Raw genomic sequence first — 19288 nt, 5'->3', positions numbered from 1 at the left:
ATCCCTATTTTTCCACAATCATCAATTTGGCAAAGTTGAGGAGCAGTGTTTTCTCTCCAACTTTATCGAACTGAATAATTGCCCGCTTATCAGCTCCCTGCAAATCGAGTTTAGTGATTTTGCCGAAGCCAAACTTGGCGTGTTCGATGCGCATTCCCTCGCGCAGCAGCGCAGGATTACTGGCTGTAAAGTTAGGGGAAGGTTTGTGTAGGTAGTTGTTGGCAGGGGGAGGCGGTATCAGCTCACGGGAGGCAGGCATAGCCGACTTCTGCTGCATCTTTTCGCGCAATGGCGACTCGCCCCGCCGGATTGCGCGTGGCGCATCAGCTTCGCCGCGCACTTTGCCGCTACTGTCCACAAAACCATCGCGGCGGACGTGGCTGATCTGTACATAGCGCTGATCTAATTCGTCCAGAAAGCGGCTCGGCTCGCAAGGGCGCAGATTTCCGAAGCGATAGCGTTGCAAGGCGTAGCTCAGGACAAGTTTTTTCTCGGCGCGGGTGATAGCTACGTAGAACAGGCGGCGCTCCTCTTCCAGATCGGCACGAGAGGAAAGCATCATCTGCGAAGGGAACAGATCCTCTTCCATCCCCACTACGTAAACGTACTTAAATTCTAACCCCTTTGCCTGATGAATAGTCATTAGCGATACTGCGTCGGCATCGTCTTTGTCCGCATCGTCGGCCGTAGTTAGCAGCGAAACCTCCTGCAAAAATGCAGACAGACTCTTGTCTTCGCGGTCGGGCGTATCAGTAAATTCCTTGATCGCATTGAGCAATTCCTGCACGTTGTCGTAGCGGGCGCGCCCTTCTACGGTCTTATCTTCAAAGAGTTCGCGCAGTAATCCTGACGTTTTGGCAATGTATGAGGCTGTTTCGTAGGCATCCTTTTGCGTCAGGGTAAGCATGAAATCTTTGATCATCGTAGCAAAGTCGGCGATGGCAGCGCTAATCCGGGATTTGCCCAGATACTTTTCCGGTTGGCGGACAACGTCCCAAATCGGGATATCATTCTCAGCAGCGGCGACAACTATTTTCTGCACCGTAGAGTCGCCAATGCCGCGTTTGGGCAGGTTGATGATGCGCTTGAATGCTTCCTCATCGCGCTGATTAGCCGTGAAGCGGAAGTAGGCGATCAAGTCCTTGATTTCCTTGCGCTGATAAAACGAAAGGCCGCCAAAAATTTTATATTTGATACCCAACTTGCGCAGCGCTTCCTCAAACGAGCGCGATTGTGCATTGGTGCGGTATAAAATAGCAAAATCTCTGTTGGGGGCTTGATGGCGCATCTTGATCTCGAAAATTGAGGTAGCTATCAGCCTGCCTTCGTCGTTGTCGGTAGCTGCACGGATGACTTCTATCTGCTCCCCCTCGTCGTTGTCTGTCCAGACAGTTTTGTGCAACTGATCGCGATTGTGTGCGATTACCTTGTTGGCTACGTACACAATCTTCTTGGTAGAGCGGTAGTTCTGCTCCAATTTGACTGTCACCAAATCAGGGTAGTCTTTGGAAAAATTCAAAATGTTCTGAATATCCGCCCCGCGAAAAGCGTAGATACTTTGCGCATCGTCGCCAACCACGCAAATATTCTGATGAACAGCAGCCAGATTCTTGGTGATCAGGTACTGGGCAAAGTTGGTATCCTGAAACTCGTCCACAAGCACATAGCGAAACTTGTGCTGGTACTTGTGTAAAACGTCTAAGCAGTCGCGAAAAAGCACGTTGGTATTAAACAGCAAGTCATCAAAATCCATTGCATTGGCTTTGAAGCAACGCTGTACATACTGTTTATAAACCTCGCCAAGTTTAGGTTTGGCGGCTTCAGTATCTTCCGCCAGAAAAATTGGGTTGCGTACATACTCTTGCCACGAAATGAGGCGGTTTTTGGCTGCCGAAATCCGCGACATCACGCTTGCGACTTTATAGACCTTGTCGTCTAAGCCCATTTCGTTGATAATAGTCTTGAGCAGCGACTTAGCGTCGTCGGTATCATAGATGGTAAAATCGGATGTATAGCCCAACCGATGTCCTTCTATGCGCAAAATTTTGGCAAAAATAGAGTGGAAAGTACCCATCCAGAGATTGCGGGCATCGTGTCCGACTACCTGCTCGATGCGGTGTCGCATTTCGCGGGCGGCTTTGTTGGTAAAAGTAAGTGCGAGAATATTGAAAGGTTCTACTCCCTGCTGCATCAACCATGCGATTCGGTAGGTCAGCACGCGGGTTTTGCCCGAACCTGCACCTGCAATAATCATCAGCGGCCCTTCGGTATGCAATACGGCATTGCGCTGCGGCTCATTCAGCGAAGCCAGATAGTCTGTAAAGCGCTTTTCCATCATGCCGCAAGTTACGATTTTTCAGGCGTAACAGTGAGCTGCTAACGGCTGACTAATTCAAAGCGGCTTTCTCTGCCAACATTTTTTTGACTTTACTTTCTAATTGGAAGGCTTTGGGCAGCAGGATGCGGTTTTCGATGGCTGCATGGGTTTGCAGCTCGCTTTCAAAACGCTGCAATTCGGAGTACAGCACGTGGATAACCAAAGGTGTACTATGGTCGGTTGCGTAGTCGTTGGTCAATTCGCGGATGCCGCGCATGTCGTCGTCGTCGTCGTGGTGATGGGCTGCGATATGCTGCATGGTGTGTTTCTGCATCGCAAAAAACGCCTTCCCAAGCCCCCCGCGCCGGTAGAGCGCATCGTCGAGCAGGAGGATATAGCGAAAAGTTTCGTTTTCCTCCTCCAGAATATGGTGTACAAAATCTTCTGCAAAGAGCGGAAATGCCAGTTTCAGATCATTCAGCGTTTCTTGCATCGCCGGAGACAGGTTTTGCGGCTGCGCTCGATTGACCAAGTGCTGCATATACGGCAGGCGGCGGCGCATAAAAATGCGGTGCGAGTTTTTCAGGTAATCAATGATTGCATCTACGGTATAGCCTTTCAACAGTTCGGGCATAGAGGAGCGCTCTTGCTGACGCATCGCCTCCCATTCTTTCAGAATAGGTATTGTACTCATGCGCTTCTCGCGGCAGACTGCCTCCAGCGTTTTACTGCCATTCAGACAAAAGTCAATCCCAAAAATATGTAGCACAGCCCCAATAGAATGGTCTTCTGTAACTAATTCGGCAAGGCTTTTTTCGCGCGCAAACATGGTACTAATGATTTGACGATGCTAAGATAACTATTTTGCCTGATTATCCCTACAAGCCAGCAGCGTATTCCGCAATAACGCAGCAATCGTCATGGGGCCAACCCCTCCGGGAACGGGTGTGATATAGCTGCACTTAGGCGCAACTTCTGCAAAAGCGACATCGCCTTTAATGCTGTAGCCCGATTTTTTAGCAGTATCAGGTACGCGTGTAATACCAACATCAATCACTACTGCACCTTCTTTGACCATATCCGCTTTGATAAACTCAGGTCGCCCAAGTGCAGCGATCAGAATATCTGCACGGCGCGTTTCTTCGCCCAGATTAGGGGTTCGGCTGTGTGTAATCGTAACGGTACAGTTGCCCGGATAGGCATTGCGCGACATAAGCAAGCCCATTGGCATACCCACAATATTGCTTCTGCCAACCACAACGCAGTGTTTGCCTTCTGTCGGAATGTTGTAATGTTCCAGCAATTGCACAATGCCAAAGGGCGTAGCAGGAATAAAAGTAGGCAAACCCAGCGCCAATTTGCCCACATTGGCAGGGTGAAAACCATCCACGTCTTTAGCAGGATCTATGGCATAAGTAATTTTCTCCGCATTGATATGCTTAGGCAGCGGCAATTGGACGATATAGCCGTCAATTTCAGGGTTTTCATTTAGGCTTTGTACTTGCGCCAGCAGTTCGGCCTCGCTGATGGTTTCCGGCAGGCGGATGAGCGTAGAACGGAAGCCAATGCGCTCGCAAGTACGCACTTTGTTGCCTACATAGGTTTCGCTTGCGCCGTCGTTGCCTACCAGCACAGCTGCCAGATGCGGAATACGCCCACCTGAAGCCTTGCGCCTTGCTACCTCCTCGCTGATTGTTGCCTGTATTTTTTCTGCGACAGCCTTGCCGTCTATGAGAATCATGTGTCCCCCGATTTTTTTGCGAAGTTATATAACATTGACCTCAATGACACGTGCGGCGATAGATCATAATCTCGTCTTCAGGCAAAGTCCGGCATATCTTGAAGGGTGGGACTTGCTCACTTAGCACTGTCAATAATCTGTTATTTTTTGTTCTCAACTGACAAGATGACAGAGGGGATTATTGAATATTAAAAAAATCGTAGGTTTTTGTTAGTTTTACAGTGCGATAAGGCTGTAAACTGTCAAAAATGCTGCCTTAGAATTTTGGCATATCAGTTGAAAAATTATATATTTGAGAAGTAAACATTGTTAAACTAAACACACAATACTTATGAAACCCGCAAGATATGATTTCGGTACATTTTTCCCATCCATCAACAAAATTTTTGATGATTTTGTAAACAAGGAATTTGGCTCATGGATGCACAACAATTTTTCAGCTACAAACACTACGCTACCTTCGGTAAACATCAAAGAGAATAACGATGAGTTCGTGGTGGAAATGGCTGCGCCGGGCATGGAAAAAACCGATTTTAAAATTAACTTAAACAACAACTTATTGACGATTTCTTCTGAAAAACAAGAAGAAAAAAACGAGGAGAAAGATGAGTTTGTTCATAAAGAATTCTCTTACCGTGCGTTCCAACGTTCTTTCACACTGCCTGATATTGTCCACAGCGACAATATAACCGCTAAGTATGAAAACGGCGTTCTCTCTGTTCATATTCCTAAGAAGGAAGAAGCCAAAAAACAACAGCCCAAGCAAATTGAAATTGCTTAACATGTAGCTTGTGGAAGATACGGATTCTTTGTTGTCAATTACGCATGGAATTCGTATCTTTCGCTTTAATTACCTACCTGTTTTGCTCGTTCAAACTAAACTACAATCGGTATGGACTTAATCAAATGGACAAAGGAGGTTATACCCAAATTTCCAAAAGTAGTGGAAAGCTTTTTTGGAAAAATTATTGGAAATGGTGAAAAGCAGGAAGTAGGGACTTTACCCTCTGTCAATATTAGCGACGAGGAAAAAGCTTTTGAAGTAAGCGTGGCTGTACCGGGGCTGGATAAAAAAGATATCAAAGTGGAAGTACACGAAGGATATCTCAAAATATCATCCGAGAAACAGTACGAAAGAGAAGAGCGCGAAAAAAACTGGATGCGTCGCGAATTTGGCTATGCCAGTTTTCAGCGCATCTTTCAACTGCCGAGCAATGCCGACCCCGACAAAGTGCAGGCAAATCTTAAAAATGGTATCTTACAGATTCGCTTAGGTAAAAAAGCTACTGCCGATAATCTCAGCAAAGTCATAGAAGTTAAATAAGCAAGAATTTAACAAACAGGAAAGGAGGTCATCATGGAAAAGTTTTCTGTAGGTATCTCCGCTATTTCGCTGGCTTATCTGCTTTTGCTTTGCGGCTTTTACAAAATGAATGAAATAAAAGCTCGCTTAAGCATGTTGAAAGACAAAATTTTATTGCTTTTTAAATTAAAGTTCAATAAAACTTTCAAATTTAGCAGTAACAGACGAAAGGTTCTTGCTTGTTAATTCAAACAACGGCTTCCCTAACCGGAAGCCGTTAGTTTTTAAAATCTTGTAAAAAATGTGATCAGTTCATCCAGAAGCTACGCTACAGCAGGCTAAGCAAACTGTAGCGTTCGAAAATGCTTTTCTCGATAAACTTCTTAACTTCGCAGCATGGCGGAGTTGATTCATATTCACCCGAAAGATCCGGAGCCGCAGAAAATTCGCCGCGTGGTAGAATGCTTGCGCGATGGAGGTGTTATCATCTACCCCACCGATACGGTTTATGGTATCGGCTGCGACCTATACAGCGCCAAAGCTATTGAGCGCATCTGCCGCATTAAAGGCATCAAGCCTAATAAAATGCACCTGTCGTTTATTTGCTACGACCTTTCCGATATTAGCAATTATGCCCGTCAGATTCCTAATGCGGTTTTTCGGGTGATGAAAAAAGCGTTGCCCGGCCCGTTTACTTTTATTCTGGAATCGAGCAGCGAAGTGCCTAAAATTGTAGGGCAAAAGAAAAATCAGGTAGGAATTCGCGTGCCTGAACACAACGTCCCCCGCGCGATTGTTAAGGAATTGGGCAATCCGATCCTGACGACTTCTATCAAAGACGAAGACGAAATTATTGAATACATGACCGATCCCTCACTTATCAGAGACAAATACGGCAATTTAGTAGATATAGTCATTGACTCAGGCTATGGCGGCAACGTTCCATCAACGGTCGTGCTGTGCGAAAATGATGGCACGATGGAGGTTGTACGCGAAGGTTTGGGCGATCTTGCATTATACTTGTAGCAATAATAATATCCGCACCACTTATACGTTTATTATAGACATCGGACAAAACCACATGGTATTCTAAACAACAACTGATAAACAACACAACGTTCTTACTTTTAGTGGATATGAAGACTACCCAACTTTATGAACCAAACACTTTTCAATGATGATTTTTTACATCTTGAGTATTTGCCTACCGAAAATGTACTGATTGAAAACTGGTATGGCTTCGTAGATTATGCACGTTTCGTAACAGCAACACCTATTATCCTGCAAGCCATCAAGCAAACGGGTGCAAACCTGCTGCTGTCCGATTTGAGTAAACTCAAAGTGCTACGCGAAGATGCTTATTCGTATCTGATACACGAAAAAACGCGTCAACTGACCAAACAAGGTATCAAGGCATATGCTCTGGTTATCAATCCGGAAAAAACTAATGGTACAACAATTGCTAATCTAATCAACGTACAAGTAAATCTTGGCGGCAAGCGTTTGGATCTTGCATGTTTTCACAGCGCTCGCCAAGCAGGTAATTGGCTCAAAGAAAAAACTTTGGAACCACAAGTAAACGTATAATCTTTGCAGATGAAATAATACTAAAATGAGTTTAACCTCAGTGTATTCTCTGCGTAAAATTTGACCTGCTTTGCAGTTAAAAAAGTGCTACCGCAAAGCAGGCAATGATTTTTCGCAAAGTCCGCAGAGAAGTATTACCTGTTGTAAGATTCATCATGGTATAACATCACACCAATTGTTTTTCACTCATCATGCAAATTATCCGGCGGCAGCTATTGCCAATTGTTATCTCTTTGACCTTTATTTGGGCCTGTTCTCAGGATCGCGAGATACCTGACGTTTCACACATCCCCGTAGAAGTGTCGTTGGTGAGGCTGGAAGGTGAAATTGCAGCCATTAGCAATGAAGAAGAAGCTCGCCGTTTCTTGGATAAATATCCTGCTTTTGCCAATACGTACCTGTTCCGCAGTCGCTTGCGCAACGATGCTGTTCCTATCAGCGATATGCTGCGGCTCGGACAGAGCGCGTATATAGACACACTGGCAATGGAAGCACAGGAACACCTCGGTGATATGGCAGGTATCCGCCGCGAGTTGGAGCAGGCTTTCCGCATGGTGAAGTATTACTATCCCGATTTTTATGTGCCTACTGTCTATACGATAGTAACGGGCTATGGTAACGATCTGACCATTACCGACTCTGCCATTTTCATTGGCTTGGACTACTTCATCGGGCAGGACTCGCGCTACCGCTCCCCTGATCCGAATTATATCTTCAGGCATTATCGCAAAGAACTGATTGTACCGGCCGTCATATTGATGCTTTCCGCGCGGTATAACCAAATAAGTGAGGGCAATCAGACCATGCTCAACCAAATGATTGCCTATGGAAAAGCCTATGAGTTTACCTCGCAGATACTACCCTATGTAGCTGATTCACTTATTATTCGCTATACAGCAAAAGAACTTCAAGACTCTTACGACAATCAGGATGTTATCTGGGCGCACTTTATCAAAAATAACCTGTTTTTTGAGACCAGTCAGATAGCATCTAAGCGCTACATAGAACAACGTCCACATACTTTTGAAATAGGCGACGAGTGTCCCGGACGCATCGGAACATGGTTAGGTTGGCAAATTGTACGTGCTTACCTAAAGAAGCATCCGCAGATAACCCTGCCGCAACTAATGGCGGAGAAGGATGCACAGAAAATATTTGAAACCTCTGGGTATCGTCCACCCAGATAGCATTTTTCACCATAGATTCCTGCGTAAGATTTGTAATAGCCCATTAAAAAGCCGCCCGAAAACAAGAACAAGTTCAGGCGGCTTTCTTGGCTGACTATTCCAAGCGTTTAGGATAATTCCTGATAGTCTTTTGAGCGCACGTTGTTAAATGCCTCTTTCGATTCCTGCATTTGCTCATAATCCTCTTTAGAGAATACGCGGTTTGTCTGAAATACGCGCATGCCTGTTCCGGCAGGGATCAAATGACCGACAATTACGTTTTCCTTCAGACCTGTGAGGAAGTCTGTTTTACCGCGGATAGCTGCCTCACTCAGCACCTTAGTCGTTTCCTGAAATGATGCGGCAGAAATCCAACTCTTCGTACCCAACGAGGCCTGTGTGATACCTTGCAGCGTAGGTTTAGATACGGCAGGTTGTGCATCGCGCACTTTCACTAACTTCTGGTCTTTGCGCTTGAGGCTTGAGTTTTCATCGCGCAACTTGCGGGTGCTGACAATCATGCCTTTTTTCATCACGGTTGAATCGCCCGCATCGGTAACTACTTTCTTGTCCATGATAGAGTCATTAGCCTCGCGGAATGTCCACTTATCAACCACCTGACCTGGCAGGAAGGTAGTATCACCCGGATCAATGATCTCTACTTTCTGCATCATCTGACGGACGATTACTTCGAGGTGCTTATCATTAATTTTCACACCTTGCAGGCGATAGACCTCCTGAATTTCATTCACCAGATATTCCTGCACAGCAGTAGGCCCTTTAATGGCCAAAATATCGGCGGGGGTAATAGCACCGTCGGAAAGTGGCATACCTGCCTTTACGTAGTCGTTTTCCTGCACAAGGATGTGCTTGGAAAGCGGTACCATGTATTTCATCTGTACACCCTCACGGCTCTTCACGTAAATTTCCCTGTTGCCACGCTTAATACCTCCGTAGCTTACTTCGCCATCAATTTCACTTACAACCGCAGGGTTGGATGGGTTGCGCGCCTCGAATAGTTCTGTTACGCGGGGCAAACCACCTGTAATATCACGCGTTTTACCGATCGCACGCGGAATCTTTACCAAGATCTGTCCAGCGCGGATTTGCTGACCGTTTTCTACTACTAAGTGTGAGCCTACGGGCAGGTTACTGCTTGCCTGCTCACCGGTTTGCGGATTGCGAACTGTGATAGTAGGGTTTTTCGCACGGTCTTTCGTTTCAATAATTACTTTCTCGCGGTGTCCAGTCTGTTCGTCGTACTCTTCCTGATAGGTAACACCTTCTTCAATCGCTTCAAACTCGACCACACCATCGTATTGAGAAAGAATTACTGCATTGAAAGGATCCCAGAAACAGATTTCCTGACCTTTTTCTACCATGTCTCCTTCTTTTACGCGCAGGAATGATCCGTAGGGAACGTTGTTGCTGATCAGCACCTGTCCATTTTCAGGGTTGATGATGCTTACTTCGGCAGAGCGCGCCATTACAACATCAATGCGCTCACCTTCGGAGTTGGTAGTAGTAACCTTGCGCATCTCCTCAAACTTGATCCGACCGGGATACTTGGCTACCAGCTTTGAATCTACGGCAATGTTGGATGCTGTACCACCTACGTGGAATGTGCGGAGTGTTAATTGCGTACCAGGCTCACCAATAGACTGCGCCGCTATTACACCAACCGCATCGCCAATTTGCGCGAGCTTACCTGTTGCTAAGTTACGGCCGTAGCACTTAGCGCATACACCCTGCTTGGTTTCACAGGTCAGCACTGAGCGGATTTCTACCGCCTCGATACTGGTGTCTTCAATGCGGCGGGCAATATCTTCGTCAATTTCCTGTCCGGCTTCTACGAGCAATTCACCTGTCAGCGGATCGTAAACATCGTGTACAGACACACGCCCCAGAATACGTTCAGACAGTTTTTCAATCACGTCTTCCTGATCTTTTAGCGCCTCAACAGTCAGACCGCGCAGCGTGCCGCAGTCTTCTTCATTTACAACGACATCTTGTGCAACATCTACCAGACGGCGGGTCAGATAGCCCGCATCGGCAGTTTTCAGCGCCGTGTCGGCAAGACCTTTACGCGCACCGTGCGTAGAAATGAAGTACTCTACTACATCCAGTCCTTCTTTAAAGTTGGAAAGAATTGGGTTTTCGATGATCTCACCAACAGAACCTTGCAGGTTTTTCTGTGGTTTGGCCATCAGACCACGCATACCACCCAACTGACGGATTTGCTCGCGTGAACCGCGGGCACCCGAGTGCATCATCATGTAAATGGAATTGAAGCCGCCTTTGTCTTCTTCCAGTTGTTTCAACAGCGTATTCGTAATGCTGTTATTCACCCGCGTCCAAATGTCAATGATCTGGTTGTAGCGCTCGTTGTCGGTAATAAGACCCATGTAATAGTTGTTCCATACAGCATCTACTTCTTTCTTGGCTTCTTCGATGAGTTTATTCTTGGATTCAGGGATCATAATATCATCCAAACCGATAGAAAGACCGCCTTTGTAGGCTGTCTGGAAGCCCAGATGCTTGATATCGTCAAGGAATTGAGCTGTACGTGCCATGCCCACGATCTTGAATACCTGAGAAATAATGACTTGCAGTTTCTTTTTAGTCAGTTCCTCGTTGACATAGCCCACTTCTTCGGGAACAACCTGGTTGAAGAGCACGCGCCCCGCAACTGTCGCTACGAGTTTGGTTTCCAATTGCTTGGTCTGCTCATTGCGCACAGGTACGCGCACTTTGATGTAGGCGTTTTTATCTAATTTACCTTCATTGATGGCAATAATTACTTCCTCAGGCGAGTAGAACGACATGCCATCGCCTTTGACCGGATGTTCAGGCGTGGACTTGCGTCCTTTGGAGAGGTAGTACAAGCCCAACACCATGTCCTGAGAAGGTACGGCAATTGGCGAACCGTTAGCGGGGTTCAAAATATTGTGTGATGCCAGCATGAGCAGCGATGCTTCCAGTATAGCCTCATGGCCGAGTGGAACGTGCACCGCCATCTGATCACCGTCAAAGTCGGCGTTAAATGCCGTACAAACCAGCGGATGCAATTGGATAGCTTTGCCCTCGATCAGCTTAGGCTGAAAGGCTTGAATGCCCAGTCGGTGGAGTGTAGGAGCGCGATTAAGAAGCACAGGATGCCCCTTCAGTACGTTTTCCAGAATATCCCACACCACAGGCGACTTGCGATCAACTATTTTCTTGGCTGATTTTACAGTTTTTACAATACCGCGCTCAATTAGCTTACGGATAATAAACGGCTTGAACAATTCAGCTGCCATATCTTTAGGCAGTCCACACTCGTGTAACTTCAACTCAGGGCCTACTACGATTACCGAGCGACCTGAATAATCTACGCGTTTACCGAGCAGGTTTTGGCGGAAGCGACCTTGCTTGCCTTTCAACATATCGGAAAGCGATTTCAGCGCACGGTTGCCATCTGAACGCACAGCGTTTACTTTACGCGAGTTATCGAATAGTGAATCTACAGCTTCCTGTAGCATACGCTTTTCGTTGCGCAGGATTACCTCCGGCGCTTTAATATCAATCAGACGCTTGAGGCGGTTGTTGCGGATAATTACGCGGCGGTATAAGTCGTTCAAATCCGAAGTAGCAAAACGGCCACCATCCAGCGGCACCAATGGACGCAACTCTGGTGGAATCACAGGCACCATGCGGATGATCATCCACTCAGGGCGATTTTCCAAACGAGCATTTGCGCTACGGAAAGCCTCCACCACTTTGAGACGCTTGAGTGCCTCCGACTTGCGCTGCTGCGAACTGTCGTTAGCGGCCATGTCGCGCAGTTCGTAGGAAAGTTCATCCAAGTTAATGCGGGAAAGCATCATCTCTAATGCTTCAGCGCCCATCTTGGCAATAAACTTATCTGGATTGCTGTCCTCCAGTTGCTGGTTTTCGCGCGGCAACATATCCAGTTTTTCCAGATACTGCTCTTCAGTAAGAAAGTCGCCTTCCTTCAAGTCCTTTAGAATACCGGGCTGGATAACTACATAACGCTCATAGTAAATAATCTGATCCAGTTTCTTGGTAGAAAGCCCTAGCAGGTATCCAATCTTGTTAGGAAGTGAGCGGAAATACCAAATGTGAGCTACCGGAATAACCAAAGAAATGTGTCCCATGCGCTCGCGGCGGACTTTCTTCTCTGTAACTTCAACCCCGCAGCGATCGCAAATGATGCCTTTGTAGCGGATACGCTTATATTTGCCGCAATGACACTCCCAGTCCTTTACCGGACCGAAAATGCGCTCGCAGAATAAACCGCCCATTTCAGGCTTGTAAGTGCGGTAATTAATCGTTTCAGGTTGGGTAACCTCGCCGTGAGAGCTTTCCAGAATGGATTCAGGAGAAGCAAGACTGATTGTGATTTTGGTAAAGTCGTTGCTAAACTTCTTGTTTTTCTTGAACGCCATGTATAGTGATGCAGTTTATGCTTTGAATCAACAAAGTTAGTGTAAAAAAGCATTTTAACCACATTTACAAGGATTTTTCAGGATTTTCTTCGCGCAAATTAGCGAAATTTCAAAGGTGACAACTTGTTTTTTTATAAAAGACGCTAAATTTGCACTCCATTTTACAAGGGCATGTAAATCCGTACCGTCATGAACGATCTGATAAAATTAGTAGAACAAGAGTATGCAGGTAAGAGAACAAGCCTTCCTGCATTCAAAGCGGGTGATACCATCAACGTACACGTAAAAATTATTGAAGGTAATAAGGAACGCATTCAGCAATTTCAGGGTGTGGTGATCCAGCGCAAAAACAGCAGCACCAACGGTGAAACTTTTACCGTACGCAAAATTTCTAATGGCGTGGGTGTGGAGCGCATATTTCCTGTGATTTCACCCAATATTGATAAAGTTGAACTGGTACGTCGTGGTGATGTTCGTCGCGCAAGAATTTATTACCTGCGCAATTTATCAGGTAAAGCTGCCCGCATCAAAGAGAGACTGAAGTAGTAATTCGGGATTCCAAACAATATAGCATTTGCCAACGCTTTAAGAGTTGTTGGCTTTTTTTATTTACTTGCGGCGCGCTTTATACCCACAGATTCTTTCCTGACTTCCGCATTTTAACACCTAAGCTGAAAAAGTCGCGCAAGCAATCTTTGTTCTTCGGTGAGTAGTAGTATGTTCTTTTTGGATTGCTGCTTTTGGGGTAACAAAACAGTTATGCCATTATGAATTGGATGATGGGTAAATCGAGGCTGTCCAAAAAGTAATACGGACTTTAGTCTGTGATTTGTTAGTCGCTTGATTATCAAATAGCTACAGGCTGAAGTCTGTGCTACATTTAGCCTTTTTAGACAGCCTCCTCATAATCAGGCACAAGTTTCCGACTTATTAAAAGACTTGGATTGAGGTGAAGCTGAAGCGATAGCTCTTAGTTTGGAACTTAAAGCCGATTTCCTTATCATAAACGAACTTATAGGACGTAGAATAGCAGAAAACCTTCATATTAAAGTGATTGGCTTGTTAGGAATCCTGCTTAAAGCCAAACAAGAAGGACTAATGATGATGCACATAAAACCCATTTTAGAACAGCTTGATAAGGAAGCAGGATTTTATATCAATCCTAAGTTGTATGCAACGATCTTGCAATTAGCCCGGGAATAAGTTTACCAGCGCTTTGTTCTGCGTCAGAATGGAAAAACAAGCGAAAAAAAGTAAGTTTGGGATTATGAAGAAATTGTTTGCGCTTTTTTGGCTCTCTCTGGCAGCTTTTGCCGCCTCCGCACAACAGCAGGAAATAGAAGAAGTGCGCTGTGGATTCTACCTTAGCCCCGAATCCCGCGAAAAAATGGCATATTTCTTTGAAAACGCCGACAAGCTCGGGGAAGCACCTGCCAACGCCCGTACGGAAAATGTCGTCTATCGCATCCCGCTGATTTTCCACGTATTCCACTATGGCGAACCCATTGGCACGGGAACCAATATCAGCGCTGCGCAAATTTATTCGCAAATAGAGGTACTCAATGAAGATTTTCGCCGCCTCAATCCTGACCGCACCGAAACGCTGCCCGAATTTCAATCGGTGGCAGCCGATGCAGGCATTGAGTTTTATCCCGCTGCCTACGACTCTGCGGGGCGATTGCTGCCTGAAAGAGGTATTCGCCGCTATCAAATCCAACGCATCCCCGGCTTTTTTTGGACTAACGAAACCTTAGACCGCGACTTGAAGCCGCAAACCATTTGGGACCCTACCCGCTACCTTAATGTTTGGGTGATAGACAGCCTCCGCCTCAACAACCGCGTAGGAATCGCCTATGCGCAGTTTCCTGATCTTAGCGGCTTGCAAGGGCTGCCGCCGCAAGGTGGTCTGGCGCTTACCGACGGATTAGTAATTCGCTACAACCGCATCGGCTCTTTTAGAAAAGTGCAAGTACCGCAACTATCGCGCGGCCCCTATAACTTAGGACGCACCCTGACCCATGAAATGGGACATTTTTTGGGACTGCTCCACCCGTTTGACCAGTACTCCTGCGCGGTAGATGGCGATTTTTGCGCCGACACTCCGCCGACCAATGCCGAAAATTTTCGCTGCAACCTGAGCGTGCGCTATTGTCCGAATGCGCCTACACCTACCATGATTCAAAATTACATGGATTTTACGGACGATTTTTGCATGAACATCTTCACCAGATGTCAGGCGCAGCGCATGAGACGAGTGTTGGAAATAAGTCCGCGCCGCCGCGAACTGATTACCTCTACCGTTGGGCTGGAAGCAGAAGACTTGCACCCCGAAGTACGGCTATATCCCAACCCCACGCAGGGCGATTTTAAGGTAGAAATCACAGGCGGACAAGCATCTGATTATCAGCTTTATGATACTATGGGAAGACAGGTAGCATCAGGTGTTGTTTCGGGCAGCGAACTTAATTTTTCGCTGCAAGGCAGACCTAAGGGCTTGTATCTGCTTCAGCTAAATACTTCCCGCGGAGTGATACTCAGGCGAATTATGGCAGAATAAAGCTATTTGCTCAGTATCTAAATACAAGGGTTATGAATGCATAAATCACTTTAAACTACCTACACACAGATGGAAACTCTTTACGAATCCAATCAGGTAAGGATCGCCTATGATGCCGCTACCAATGCGCTGATTACCCGGTGGTCAATGACCGAAGATGTAACGGATGAACTTTACAAGGCAGAGTTTATCCGTTATAAAAACTTTGTCCTTGAAAAACGTCCCGACAAAATTTTTGCCGATGGGGTCAATAGCATACGTACCATTAGTCCTGAACTGCAGCAATGGACGAATGAACTCTTATCGGAACCTTACCGCGAAGTTAATTTAAAGAAAATGGCTGTGTTACTAAGCAAAGACTTTTACACGGCGCTTTCTGTTCAGCAAACGATTGAGGAAGATATTAACGCCGGCTACAAAACCTTATTTTTCGAAGACGAGGCCAAGGCATTTGAATGGCTGAATAAGTAGTAGGCCAGTTTTATTCAACCATAAAAAGCTGCCTCTTGTGAAGCAGCTTTTTTTATAGCCTTACTGATATTTCTTCATTTCCTCCTCCCGAAGCGCCCGCCGCAGGATTTTGCCTACATTGGTTTTGGGCAACTCGGTACGGAATTCAATGTGCTTGGGTTGCTTGTAGGCGGTCATGTTGCCTTTGCAATGTTCGCGAATTTCATCCTCAGTAAGTGACTGGTCGCGCTTGACGACAAATATTTTAACTGCTTCGGTAGATTTCGGGTCAGGAACACCAACAGCGGCTACTTCCAATACTTTTGGATGTTGCGCTACCACGTCCTCTACTTCGTTTGGATAGACGTTGAAGCCCGAAACGAGAATCATTTCCTTTTTCCTGTCCACAATTTTAAAGTAGCCGCCGGGCAGTTGAACGCCGATATCGCCTGTGGCAAGCCAACCGTCTATAATTACCTTGTTGGTTTCTTCGGGGCGCTGCCAGTAACCTGCCATGATTTGTGGCCCGCGCGCCCAAATTTCGCCCGGTTCACCTAAAGGCGTATCGCTGCCGTCTTCCCGTACAATTTTCATTTCCGTAGAAGGCAGCGGGATACCGATAGTTCCAATGCGGCCTGTGCCGTCGGTAGGGTTGCAAGAAAGCACGGGCGAACTTTCGGTAAGTCCATAACCTTCGGCTAAAAAACAACCCGTTACCTTGCGCCAATTTTCGGCTACCGCCGCCTGCACCGCCATGCCGCCACCAACGGTTACTTTCAATTTGGAAAAATCTAACTGACGGAAGGCAGGCTGATTAAGCAAACCGTTGAACAGCGTATTCACACCTGTAATAGCCGTAAACGGATGTTTTGCCAAATCCTTGATAAAAGCCTTCATATCGCGCGGGTTGGTAATGAGTAAATTCGCTCCTCCCATCATAAAGAAACCAAAGCAATTTACCGTCAGCGCAAAAATATGGTACAGCGGCAGCGCCGTTACAACCGTCTCTTTGCCCAGTTCCAGCGAAACCTCCATAGCCGCGCGCATCTGCGCCACATTAGCTGTAATGTTCCGATGGGTAAGCATCGCGCCTTTAGAAACCCCCGTAGTACCGCCTGTGTATTGGATAAATGCAATATCGGAAGGTTGGATAGAAGGTTTGGCAAAGGTCAGACGCGCTCCTTGTGCAAGGGCTTCGCGGAGCATCACTGCCTTTGGAATGTTGTAGGCTGGCACCATTTTTTTGACATACTTCACAACTGAATTAACAATCTGCCGCTTGGGAAAAGGCAGGAAGTCGCCAATTTCTGAAATAATGACGTGTTCAAGCGTTGGAGTATTGGGCAATACTTTTTCCAAAATAGAAGCAAAATTTGCCAGAATAACGATTGCCTTTGCGCCCGAATCGTTGAACTGGTGCTCCATTTCGCGAGGAGTGTAGAGCGGATTGGTATTCACTACCACCATGCCCGCACGCAAAATGCCAAACATGACAACAGGATAAGCCATTACGTTGGGCATCTGAATAGCTACGCGGTCGCCTTTTTTCAGGTTGGTTTTATTTTGCAGATAAGCGGCAAACTGCGCTGACAGCTCATCTATTTCTCTGAAAGTCAGCGTTTTGTCCATGTGGATAAACGCCGGATGATTGGGATACTGCGCAAAGGCTGTTTCCAACATGGCAGGGACAGAGGAGAACTGATCAGGATTAATTTCGCGAGGCATCCGCGCCGGATAGCTCTCAAACCAAGGATGTTGCTGATTCATTGACATATGTTCAGAGTTTTCATTTTCAAAAATTGCAAGGTCGCTAATTTAATCAATTCTTTGAAACGCCGATTTTCATTTTTCTCAAAACCAACATCTTTATGCTAACTTCTTTGAACGCTGATTAGTAGCAGATAACGCGGGTTTGCGCTGATTTTTATCAAAACTCACTTTCGATTTTATTGGCAAATCCGCCAAAATCCGTGTACAATCAGATATCGGCTGCTAAGTAACTTTCATTTTGCGAATCATCTTGGAAAATAGAGCAGGGAAAAAGCGTTTGACATAAATCCCGAGCATTTCCTTAGCGCCTGCCACGTTGATTTCCTCCTTATCGCTGCGGATGGCGGCAATGATTCGCTCGGCGCAAACCTCGGCAGGAATTCCGTTTGCCTGCGCATCGTCCATTGTACCCTGCTTTTCGCCCGTGCCGATAAAGGCATTTACCGATACCTGTGTGCGGATATAGCCCGGACAGACCATCAAAACCTTGATATTTTCCCGCCAGCACTCAGCGCGTAGCGAATCAAAAAAGCCATGCAGCGCGTGCTTGGAGGCGGCATAAGTAGAGCGGAGCGGCGTGCCGAACTTGCCCACCGAACTGCTAATCACTACAAAACGCCCCGACTTACGCGCCAGCATCGAGGGCAGCAGCGCCTTGGTTAGTATCAGCGCACCAAAAAAATTGGTTTCCATAATGGCTCTATCTACTTCTAAGCGCGTATCTTTGGCAAAAGCCCGTTGGCTGACCCCGCCGTTGTGTACCATAATATCCACTTTGCCAAAATGTGCCAGTGCTTGTTGGGCTTTTTCGGGCAGCATATCGCCAGCGGCAAGATCTAAGGGTAAAATCAGCAGACGCTCCTGTGGCAGCCCCGTTGCCTTAGCTACGCGCTCCAACTCATTGCCGCGGCGGGCAGAAAGTATTAGTTGTGTGTCGGGCTGTTTCGCAAAGGCATACGCCAGCGCTTCGCCAATACCCGAAGACGCGCCCGTAATCCATATTACCTGACTCATATTTACCGGTGTTGTTGTGCTTAAAGGTAGTGCGAATCTGAATAAAATCAATAGCTGTCAATTCGACGTGCACAGTTGAAACGACTTTTAGCATGTAGGAAAAAGTTCCTCAATTGGATAAATAAACGCAATGAAATTACCAATCAATGTATGTGTCAGTATCTTGATTAAGTCATCCTACTCATCCCCACGCTTTCAGCAATCGCCTGAACTCTCTGCCCCAGAAACTTTCGTTGTGGCGACCGCGCTCGCGGATGGCGACGTGGAGGCGACTGTCGGGGCGGTGTCCGCTTTTCAACGCCTCGTAGATGCGGTGCAAAGTAGCTGCCATGTAGCGGCTTTCGGTACGGCTGCCAACAACGTACCAACGTGTAGGCATTTGTTCGCGCCGCGCCAGCCATTCGACCACCTGCGGATTGAACCACAGCGCAGGCGAAAAGGCGGCAATATTGCCAAAGGTTTCGGCAAAAGCCACGCCAGCATAAAGCGACAACAAGCCTCCCATAGAACTGCCGCACATTGCCGTATGCGCCCGGTCGGGGCAGGTGCGGTAGCTGCTGTCTATAAAGGGCTTGACGAACACCTGAATATCGTGTAGAAACTGGTGTGCCAGCCCGCCGCCCATGCCTTGCCGCTCAAAGGGCGCGTATTCGTTGAGCCGTTCTATGCCGCCGTTTTCAATGCCTACCAATATCCAACCGCGTTTGGTTTGCTGGCTGTGGCGGGCAAGGATTTTATCTGCCCGCCATGCTTTGGCATAAGCCTTCGCTTCGTCAAATAGGTTTTGTCCGTCTTGCATATACATAACGGGATAGCGACGGGCTGAATAGTCGTAATCAGGTGGCAAGCAGATGTGCAGCGTGCGCTTTCGCGCAAGGCTGGGCAGGTAAAAATCGGGCAGCGTGATGATTTGGCTCATAAGAATTGTTGAAAGT

General features: G+C 46.8%; 16 protein-coding genes. 9 read left to right on the top strand and 7 right to left on the bottom strand.

Annotated elements, in window-relative coordinates; all coding sequences use genetic code 11:
• Positions 1-4: 4 nt before the first annotated feature.
• Genes ACWIP2_RS09380 through ACWIP2_RS09370 form a run of 3 tightly spaced genes read right to left on the bottom strand, consistent with a single transcriptional unit; the run spans position 5 to position 4058 of the window.
• Positions 5-2338 (bottom strand): ATP-dependent helicase, encoded by a 2334-nt coding sequence (locus ACWIP2_RS09380; protein ID WP_448519666.1) that lies wholly within the window; start codon positions 2336-2338, stop codon positions 5-7.
• Between the two features lie 49 nt (positions 2339-2387).
• Positions 2388-3146 carry an iron-sulfur cluster repair di-iron protein gene (locus ACWIP2_RS09375; RefSeq protein ID WP_448519665.1) on the bottom strand — a complete coding sequence of 253 codons (759 nt, stop codon included), beginning with the start codon at positions 3144-3146 and terminating at the stop codon, positions 2388-2390.
• Between the two features lie 30 nt (positions 3147-3176).
• Positions 3177-4058, bottom strand: a complete 882-nt coding sequence (locus tag ACWIP2_RS09370; RefSeq protein WP_448519664.1) for a bifunctional 5,10-methylenetetrahydrofolate dehydrogenase/5,10-methenyltetrahydrofolate cyclohydrolase — start codon at positions 4056-4058, stop codon at positions 3177-3179.
• 331 nt (positions 4059-4389) lie between these two features.
• Here ACWIP2_RS09370 and ACWIP2_RS09365 point away from each other — a divergent pair, with 331 nt between their 5' ends.
• The 5 genes from ACWIP2_RS09365 to gldB all read left to right on the top strand — a co-directional run bounded on the left by ACWIP2_RS09365 (position 4390) and on the right by gldB (position 8135).
• Positions 4390-4839 carry an Hsp20/alpha crystallin family protein gene (locus ACWIP2_RS09365; RefSeq protein ID WP_448519663.1) on the top strand — a complete coding sequence of 150 codons (450 nt, stop codon included), beginning with the start codon at positions 4390-4392 and terminating at the stop codon, positions 4837-4839.
• 111 nt (positions 4840-4950) lie between these two features.
• On the top strand, positions 4951-5382 hold the full coding sequence (locus ACWIP2_RS09360) for an Hsp20/alpha crystallin family protein (RefSeq protein WP_448519662.1): 432 nt from the start codon (positions 4951-4953) through the stop codon (positions 5380-5382).
• A gap of 375 nt (positions 5383-5757) precedes the next feature.
• A complete protein-coding gene (locus tag ACWIP2_RS09355) occupies positions 5758-6387 on the top strand; it encodes an L-threonylcarbamoyladenylate synthase (protein ID WP_448519661.1) in 630 nt (209 codons plus the stop codon).
• Positions 6388-6516: 129 nt separating this feature from the next.
• Positions 6517-6948: a hypothetical protein gene (locus ACWIP2_RS09350; RefSeq protein WP_448519660.1), complete on the top strand. Its 432-nt coding sequence runs from the start codon at positions 6517-6519 to the stop codon at positions 6946-6948.
• Positions 6949-7139: 191 nt separating this feature from the next.
• The gene (gene gldB / locus ACWIP2_RS09345; RefSeq protein ID WP_448519659.1) at positions 7140-8135 is read left to right on the top strand and encodes a gliding motility lipoprotein GldB; all 996 of its coding nucleotides are present in this window, start codon (positions 7140-7142) and stop codon (positions 8133-8135) included.
• A 107-nt stretch (positions 8136-8242) separates the two neighbouring features.
• On the opposite strand, the gene rpoC is transcribed toward gldB, so the two are convergent.
• Complete coding sequence (gene rpoC / locus ACWIP2_RS09340; protein ID WP_448519658.1) at positions 8243-12562, bottom strand: DNA-directed RNA polymerase subunit beta'; 4320 nt, start codon at positions 12560-12562, stop codon at positions 8243-8245.
• A 189-nt stretch (positions 12563-12751) separates the two neighbouring features.
• Between rpoC and rplS the strand changes: the two genes are divergently transcribed.
• The 4 genes from rplS to ACWIP2_RS09320 all read left to right on the top strand — a co-directional run bounded on the left by rplS (position 12752) and on the right by ACWIP2_RS09320 (position 15590).
• On the top strand, positions 12752-13108 hold the full coding sequence (rplS, locus tag ACWIP2_RS09335) for a 50S ribosomal protein L19 (RefSeq protein WP_448519657.1): 357 nt from the start codon (positions 12752-12754) through the stop codon (positions 13106-13108).
• Between the two features lie 429 nt (positions 13109-13537).
• A complete protein-coding gene (locus ACWIP2_RS09330; protein ID WP_448519656.1) occupies positions 13538-13765 on the top strand; it encodes a DUF3368 domain-containing protein in 228 nt (75 codons plus the stop codon).
• 64 nt (positions 13766-13829) lie between these two features.
• The gene (locus ACWIP2_RS09325) at positions 13830-15119 is read left to right on the top strand and encodes a M43 family zinc metalloprotease (protein ID WP_448519655.1); all 1290 of its coding nucleotides are present in this window, start codon (positions 13830-13832) and stop codon (positions 15117-15119) included.
• Between the two features lie 69 nt (positions 15120-15188).
• Positions 15189-15590, top strand: a complete 402-nt coding sequence (locus tag ACWIP2_RS09320; protein ID WP_448519654.1) for a hypothetical protein — start codon at positions 15189-15191, stop codon at positions 15588-15590.
• A gap of 60 nt (positions 15591-15650) precedes the next feature.
• Here ACWIP2_RS09320 and ACWIP2_RS09315 read toward each other — a convergent pair whose 3' ends face one another.
• The 3 genes from ACWIP2_RS09315 to ACWIP2_RS09305 form a co-directional block, all read right to left on the bottom strand.
• Complete coding sequence (locus tag ACWIP2_RS09315; protein WP_448519653.1) at positions 15651-17336, bottom strand: AMP-binding protein; 1686 nt, start codon at positions 17334-17336, stop codon at positions 15651-15653.
• A 225-nt stretch (positions 17337-17561) separates the two neighbouring features.
• A complete protein-coding gene (locus tag ACWIP2_RS09310) occupies positions 17562-18353 on the bottom strand; it encodes an SDR family oxidoreductase (protein WP_448519652.1) in 792 nt (263 codons plus the stop codon).
• Positions 18354-18534: 181 nt separating this feature from the next.
• A partial coding sequence (locus tag ACWIP2_RS09305; protein WP_448519651.1) for an alpha/beta hydrolase occupies positions 18535-19288 on the bottom strand: 754 nt, incomplete at its 5' end.

It is taken from the genome of Rhodoflexus sp., from assembly GCF_053489755.1.
The sequence above is the reverse complement of the archived record's forward strand: the minus strand, read 5'-3'. Positions and strand labels throughout refer to the sequence as shown.

Coding starts and splice junctions, on each gene's coding strand:
- ACWIP2_RS09365 (WP_448519663.1), top strand. CDS start 4,390: ATGAAACCCGCAAGATATGATTTCGGTACATTTTTCCCATCCATCAAC.
- gldB (WP_448519659.1), top strand. CDS start 7,140: ATGCAAATTATCCGGCGGCAGCTATTGCCAATTGTTATCTCTTTGACC.
- rplS (WP_448519657.1), top strand. CDS start 12,752: ATGAACGATCTGATAAAATTAGTAGAACAAGAGTATGCAGGTAAGAGA.
- ACWIP2_RS09350 (WP_448519660.1), top strand. CDS start 6,517: ATGAACCAAACACTTTTCAATGATGATTTTTTACATCTTGAGTATTTG.
- ACWIP2_RS09380 (WP_448519666.1), bottom strand. CDS start 2,338: ATGATGGAAAAGCGCTTTACAGACTATCTGGCTTCGCTGAATGAGCCG.
- ACWIP2_RS09370 (WP_448519664.1), bottom strand. CDS start 4,058: ATGATTCTCATAGACGGCAAGGCTGTCGCAGAAAAAATACAGGCAACA.
- ACWIP2_RS09360 (WP_448519662.1), top strand. CDS start 4,951: ATGGACTTAATCAAATGGACAAAGGAGGTTATACCCAAATTTCCAAAA.
- ACWIP2_RS09320 (WP_448519654.1), top strand. CDS start 15,189: ATGGAAACTCTTTACGAATCCAATCAGGTAAGGATCGCCTATGATGCC.
- ACWIP2_RS09325 (WP_448519655.1), top strand. CDS start 13,830: ATGAAGAAATTGTTTGCGCTTTTTTGGCTCTCTCTGGCAGCTTTTGCC.
- ACWIP2_RS09310 (WP_448519652.1), bottom strand. CDS start 18,353: ATGAGTCAGGTAATATGGATTACGGGCGCGTCTTCGGGTATTGGCGAA.
- rpoC (WP_448519658.1), bottom strand. CDS start 12,562: ATGGCGTTCAAGAAAAACAAGAAGTTTAGCAACGACTTTACCAAAATC.
- ACWIP2_RS09315 (WP_448519653.1), bottom strand. CDS start 17,336: ATGAATCAGCAACATCCTTGGTTTGAGAGCTATCCGGCGCGGATGCCT.
- ACWIP2_RS09355 (WP_448519661.1), top strand. CDS start 5,758: ATGGCGGAGTTGATTCATATTCACCCGAAAGATCCGGAGCCGCAGAAA.
- ACWIP2_RS09375 (WP_448519665.1), bottom strand. CDS start 3,146: ATGTTTGCGCGCGAAAAAAGCCTTGCCGAATTAGTTACAGAAGACCAT.